The organism is Dehalococcoidales bacterium (assembly GCA_028716225.1).
Classification (GTDB): Bacteria; Chloroflexota; Dehalococcoidia; order Dehalococcoidales; family UBA5760; genus UBA5760.
Map to the genome: position 1 here is coordinate 1 of JAQUQE010000070.1, position 5,467 is coordinate 5,467.

General features: G+C 54.0%; 11 protein-coding genes. 5 read left to right on the forward strand and 6 right to left on the reverse strand.

Going from position 1 to position 5,467, the window contains the following annotated elements; translation table 11 throughout:
* Positions 1-122: 122 nt before the first annotated feature.
* Complete coding sequence (locus PHI12_13235; protein MDD5511756.1) at positions 123-1,067, reverse strand: tyrosine-type recombinase/integrase; 945 nt, start codon at positions 1,065-1,067, stop codon at positions 123-125.
* Positions 1,068-1,399: 332 nt separating this feature from the next.
* Between PHI12_13235 and PHI12_13240 the strand changes: the two genes are divergently transcribed.
* Complete coding sequence (locus PHI12_13240; protein MDD5511757.1) at positions 1,400-1,591, forward strand: hypothetical protein; 192 nt, start codon at positions 1,400-1,402, stop codon at positions 1,589-1,591.
* A 28-nt stretch (positions 1,592-1,619) separates the two neighbouring features.
* Here the strand turns inward: PHI12_13240 and PHI12_13245 are convergent, their stop codons facing one another.
* From PHI12_13245 to PHI12_13260, 4 genes are read right to left on the reverse strand one after another with little or no spacing between them, the layout of a single operon-like run.
* Complete coding sequence (locus PHI12_13245; GenBank protein ID MDD5511758.1) at positions 1,620-1,946, reverse strand: hypothetical protein; 327 nt, start codon at positions 1,944-1,946, stop codon at positions 1,620-1,622.
* Positions 1,936-2,169 carry a hypothetical protein gene (locus tag PHI12_13250; GenBank protein ID MDD5511759.1) on the reverse strand — a complete coding sequence of 78 codons (234 nt, stop codon included), beginning with the start codon at positions 2,167-2,169 and terminating at the stop codon, positions 1,936-1,938. Before PHI12_13250 ends, PHI12_13245 begins: the two co-directional genes overlap by 11 nt.
* Positions 2,150-2,359 carry a hypothetical protein gene (locus PHI12_13255; protein MDD5511760.1) on the reverse strand — a complete coding sequence of 70 codons (210 nt, stop codon included), beginning with the start codon at positions 2,357-2,359 and terminating at the stop codon, positions 2,150-2,152. The genes PHI12_13250 and PHI12_13255 overlap by 20 nt, the downstream gene beginning before the upstream one ends.
* Positions 2,347-2,604, reverse strand: a complete 258-nt coding sequence (locus tag PHI12_13260) for a hypothetical protein (GenBank protein MDD5511761.1) — start codon at positions 2,602-2,604, stop codon at positions 2,347-2,349. The genes PHI12_13255 and PHI12_13260 overlap by 13 nt, the downstream gene beginning before the upstream one ends.
* Positions 2,605-2,740: 136 nt before the next feature.
* Here PHI12_13260 and PHI12_13265 point away from each other — a divergent pair, with 136 nt between their 5' ends.
* The 4 genes from PHI12_13265 to PHI12_13280 are packed head-to-tail and all read left to right on the forward strand — an operon-like array spanning position 2,741 to position 5,137.
* The gene (locus PHI12_13265) at positions 2,741-3,970 is read left to right on the forward strand and encodes a hypothetical protein (GenBank protein ID MDD5511762.1); all 1,230 of its coding nucleotides are present in this window, start codon (positions 2,741-2,743) and stop codon (positions 3,968-3,970) included.
* Positions 3,967-4,338, forward strand: coding sequence for a hypothetical protein (locus PHI12_13270; protein MDD5511763.1), 372 nt, complete (start codon positions 3,967-3,969; stop codon positions 4,336-4,338). The genes PHI12_13265 and PHI12_13270 overlap by 4 nt, the downstream gene beginning before the upstream one ends.
* Before the next feature lie 47 nt (positions 4,339-4,385).
* Positions 4,386-4,937 carry a hypothetical protein gene (locus PHI12_13275; GenBank protein ID MDD5511764.1) on the forward strand — a complete coding sequence of 184 codons (552 nt, stop codon included), beginning with the start codon at positions 4,386-4,388 and terminating at the stop codon, positions 4,935-4,937.
* Positions 4,938-4,939: 2 nt separating this feature from the next.
* Positions 4,940-5,137, forward strand: coding sequence for a hypothetical protein (locus PHI12_13280; protein ID MDD5511765.1), 198 nt, complete (start codon positions 4,940-4,942; stop codon positions 5,135-5,137).
* A 79-nt stretch (positions 5,138-5,216) separates the two neighbouring features.
* Here the strand turns inward: PHI12_13280 and PHI12_13285 are convergent.
* Positions 5,217-5,467, reverse strand: a 251-nt coding sequence (locus PHI12_13285) for a helix-turn-helix domain-containing protein (GenBank protein ID MDD5511766.1), incomplete at its 5' end; no start/stop codon positions are given.

Genomic DNA, 5,467 nt, shown 5'->3' on the forward strand with positions numbered 1-5,467 from the left:
TGATTGTTAAGGGGGAATAATGCCGTGCCCGTAGATGGTTGAGGAATGCCGTCCGTTTGTGCATCCTCATCCCCCTTTCGCCTATATGATACCGCACGGCGCACGAAAGGGGAAGGGGTATCTTACTTTTTCTTGCGAGGCAACCTGATTCTCTCCTGCTCGATGGCCTCCAGTGGTGAGAATTGCTGAGCCTTCTGGCGAAGCACCCTGCTTCGCTGGTCAACATACTGGCGGGTAATGTTCAGCGTGGAATGCCCCATTCGTTGCTGGAGAGTCAGCGGATCACCGCCGCGTTCAATCCAGAGCGTACCCGAAGTGTGTCGCAACCTGTGCGGCCTAGCGTTGACGTTTAGGCCGGCACGGTCGGCCAATCTCTGTGTTACATTTTCCAAGCCGTTGTTGCTGAACTGTTTGCCATGGATCGTCGGGAAGACAAAATTGCTCTGTCCCCAAGAGGTGCCTTCGCGCATTTTCAGATAAGCACTCAAGTCCCGACGAAGCTTCTCTGAGAAGTGAATCCTGCGCTCCTTGTCTCCCTTTCCCACCACGATTAGATAGCCTTCACGGAGATTGAGCTTGTCCAAAGTCAATCCACGGAGTTCGCCGGCGCGAATGCCGGTATCAAGAAACGTGGCAACTATACAGTAGTCGCGCCGCCCAACAACCGTCCCCAGGTTGGCCTGTCTGAGTATTGCTTCAATTTCATAGTCGGCAAGTACTTTCGGCCTTCGTTTGGGTAGTTTCAGGTTCTCAATTTGCCCCATCGGATTCTTGGTGATCAGTTCGCGCCGGTACAGCCAGCCGAAGAAGACTCTATAGGCGCGTATCCTACCTTGTGTGGTAATCGCAGAACAACTCCGCATAGAATGAAGCACATATCGTTGAATGTCGTCCGAAGTTATGTCGTTGATCCGGGGCCAATTCAGGAATTCACCCAAGTAGAAAATGACATCGTTGTACCAGGAAACAGTACGGGGGGAGAGGTTTTTGGACCGGCAATGGAGGATGAACCGTTCAAGCGCGTTATCCATGTCGCAGGGTTCGCCCAGCGTGTTCGCCATTTCCATAACAATGTTTCCTCCCAGTCAACAAGGAGGGTTCGGCATCGGTAAGTCTGTCACCTGCCAGGAAGGGGGATCAACGGGAAGAACCCGTTACGCTGGCCTGCAGTTTCGGGGACAATCCATCCAAGATTTACAGTCTGCCCCCTTTAGCCACTTGGGTACCTCTCCGTCAAACCCCTGTCTAGCTGCGTCTTACCGAATCCTCCCTGTACCTTCGGGTTACCCGTTCAGGGGTAAGTCTGTCACACTCGCTAGTTTACCCTGAGTTAGCATTTGCGGTCAACGGCGGAGGTAAGTATAGCACAATCAATAGCCCCGGGAAAGGAGGGAAGAAAATGAGGCTCAGTCGGGAAGCATTCCTGAAATTGGTCGAGGATGTCCTGCCGAATAAACAGACAATCAGTGACGGTGATCTAATGCGCGTGATCTCGGTAGTGAATCTCTGTCAGAGGGAGGCTATTGCAAAGAGGCCGCGAGGCCGGCGGCGAAAGAATGCCGAGAAAGCTGCCGAAGAAGCCACAGAGTAGGGGGAAGGCCCCTCAAACCGAGGGGCCTTCATTTGAGCAACTTCAGAAGGTAGTTGAGGGCATAGAACTGAGGATTATAGAACACCTTCACACCGGAGATCAGCGTTGCTGCCGCAATGAATCCACAGAATAGGGCGCAAATGTCCAAAGGCAGAGAAACGGCGGTCGTGCATTTCATGTTACATATGCACAAAACCATGAGCACGGCGAAAACGAGACCGACAACCACGAAGGACACACCCTCCGCGAGTTGCTGGCGGATAATGACGTTCCACAACTCGCTCGTGACAACGCCCAACCTAGCGCCCAGTTCTTCAAGCAAAATCCCCACTTGTTCGGGGATGTTAACTGTCATTGGGGAGTTTCTCCTCCGCGACATATTTCCGCAGGTATTCGATTCGGGGAGTTAAGGCATCATACAAGTCAAGCATTTCCTGCGCGTTCAGCCACCACCGAGGGTCAGGATCCTCAGTATCGAACAGCATCATCGGTTCCGCTGTTGCTCTAAAGAATCTGAGAATCCTCCCATTCCTCGGAGAACCCATTACTGCCACTCCGTCAAAGGGATGCTCGGGCACGTTTTCTCTCCTCCTTGTATTTAGCTGTTTGAACCTCGGCGACAATTTCCCAATCCGGGTTCCGGGTCATTGCTTGGCAGCACCCCTTACGCCAGGCGTAGGCCGGGTCCTCAAGCACCTTACAGATACCCCTTTGCCGGTCTGCCTTTTGGCAGCCGGCATCGAGGCAGGCCGGGATTACCTCTTGCATGATTCCCCCTGAATCCTACCTAGAAGATCAGACAACTGGGAGTTTGCCACGGCAAGCAATCTGTCTACTTCCCCGATGATAAACTCCAGAGGGTCATCCACCGTACAGGTCCTGATTTGGGAGTACCCAGCGGGTGGAAACAAAGCGCCTTCAATAAGACTGATCGTTCTTATGGCCTCTTGTGCGGCTTCATGGCCCCGCAAGGCAAGCCCCACTAGACCAGACTGGGAATAATCTAGTTCCACAATTCCCCCCCCTTCCTATGATCTTGTCTATCCCAAATCCTAGCCTGTCCATCCCAAAAAGTCAACCGTTTTGAGTCAAGTTGACAAGCCCAAACTGCATATGCTGGGACCAATCCTATGTCTAGGAGGTGAGAAGGTGTCTTTGCTCTTCGGGATGAAGCTGGCAGCCGGCGTTCTCGCCGCTTACGGTCTGTGTAGTGCCCGCGCACAGGAACAGACCCCTGCAGACCTTTCCCGGCACCGCTATGTTCTCGGCAGCATAGGATCGGGAAAAACGATGTGGCTGGTACACAAGCTGGTGGAAAGTCTCTCCGAGGGCATCTGCTCCATCTGGGTATCAACACACGGAGCCAATCAGGTTTACCGCTATCTACCCGAGGGCGTGGACGTGCGCTATATCCATCCCTATCGTAGGCTGGGCATCAACCTTCTGCGCCAGCACAAGCACACTTTGGCAGAGCGTTCCCTGATAGCTGCGCAGGCGATCACCGTATTCAAGAGACTCTTTCCAACGGCGATGGGCGAGGCGATGGTTGAATTATGCCATGCGGCATGTCTCGAGTTATTGGAACGCGCCCAACGGACGAAAGAAGAGGTCACGCTTTGGGACTTGTATTGTCTGTTGCGTGAGCAGGCCCCCAGCGAGTCCGCAAACCCCATTGTGGTGGATATACTGGACCGCCGTGAAAAACGCACACAGGGGGCCATGTTGCGTCGTCTAAGCCGTCCCCTGGCTAACGAACTACTCCAACGCTGTTTGTCTGCAAAAGGCGAGAATGCGCTTGACCTATCCACGCTGATAGACCCGCCGGGCTATCCGATCCTCTACCTCTTTGACGTGGACAAAGGAACCATTGGCAAGGAGAACGCCGACCTGCTATGCCACATCATCACATCACATCTAGAGGTAGTGCTGAACGCAAGACACGGCCATGAACGGCAGGTACATCTCTATTACGATGAATTCCAGACCTACGCACACGAAGGACTCTCTGAAACAGTAGAGGAGGCGAGGAAGAGAAACTATTGTCTGACCTTAGCTCACCAATCACGCGGCCAACTGCCAAGACGTTTGGCCGAGGCTGCCGAGCTCTGCGCCAGTCAATACTTCTTCACCCTTCGCCCCCAAGATTCAGTTTACGCTGCTAAGACAGTTAATCGCAAGGAGTTTCCGAAGGAAACCTTCATCAGCCTGCCACCGAGATGGATTGTCAGCCGGGAACTGCGGAACGGCAGATTCACGGTCAGCAAACAACGAACCCCGACGATGCATCCCCTGCGCGGGGGTATTCCTGACACCTTTGTTGCCAAGAGCGACGTGGAAACCCTGACATTACCTAGAATGGATGGGAGGAGTCAAAGATGAAGAGTCTAGCGGTGTTGCTTATTGTGATCTTGCTTTTGCCTGTGCCCACTCTGACAAGGCCGGCGTGGGCTTATACACCGACCAGGAACCTTCGTACTTTTGGTCCCACCCTTCGGGAGGACCTGGCGGAGATAATTCGCATTCTGAAATGGTGTGAGGCGTACCCGGAAGTCGTGATACTGGGCGGCCTAAGCGTTGCCTATCTGATATTCAGGCTGACGCCATACTCTGTGCTCAAGGGGAAAGTGATCCCGAAAGGTATGGAGATCGTCTCGGCGGCCCGCGTTGCTGAATCCATGAAGGGTATGGAACAGGCCCGAGCCGGTCAGATTCAGGCATTTCTCAAGTGGCTTGGTGTTGTCAAGTGAAACGCCTTTCCCCACAAGAGCTAGGACGTTTACGAGACCGCCGGATAGTGGAGTTCGTAACGAAATTCGGTGCCGTCAGAACTAATCAAATCGTGGCAGCGTTGTTCCCCAGCAAGGCCGGCGTGAAGCTTTGCCAGCGAAGACTCCGTACTCTGGTGAGACGCGGGAGACTGCGGCGGGAACGCCTTACGGACTCGGCGGAATACCTTTACCGAGTAACGCGCTGCGGCCAAATCCAGCACCGCCAGGCAGTGGCGGACTTCTACATTCGCGCCCTCATGGAACGGAGGGCCGGCGAAGAACTCAATTTCACTGTGGAATACCCCCTGGCCGGCGCGGAAAGAGCTGACGGCCTGCTAATTTGGCAAACACCAAAGGGGATATGGAGGGCATTTGTCGAGGTCCAGCGGAACGGGCATTGTGAGTTAGCGAAATATGCACGCTATCTGCGTTCGGGCATCTGGCGGCAAGAGACATGGAGTAACGCCGGTCAAGTGTTCCCCATGATTCTGGTAGAGGGGAGCTTCAGACGAAAGCCGGCGCACCTGGTCGTCAAGACCCTTGCCGATTCTGTCCGAGCTACCTTGGGGGTGAGCTAATTATGGCGGGCTTATGGCAGCTCTTCGCGCTAGGGTTGTTCATCGGCGTCGGGGAATACCTTTTGATCCGGGTGGAACGCAAGGATGCGGCGAAGATGTTAACGTTGACCGGCTTGACTGTCGCGCTAGGCGTGTTCCTGTATGAGTTGACTCGAGTTATAACAACGCTTCGCATTCTCCAGCGCACCTACGGATTGTGAAGAAAGGAGGGCGACAACTGCCGCCCTCCCCTCGACTAGATCAGAAAACGTTGCCCGCTTCAAGCGTATCGGACGTGCATTAGTTTCCGGTTTTCTTCCCCCTTCCCCAGCCTGCCGTATTCGGCACTTCGCTGGGTTGTTCTCGCAGATAACGTACGATCTCCGATTCCGAGATTCGGTATTTCCTGCCGAACGTGACGGCCGTCAGACGGCCTTGTTTGATCCAATTGTAGACCGTCTTCGGGCTTAGTTTCAGTTTCTCGGCGACCTCGGGAATTGTATAGTGCTGTTCTAACATCGTGAGCCTCCCCTCTTCATACACAGTCTTCC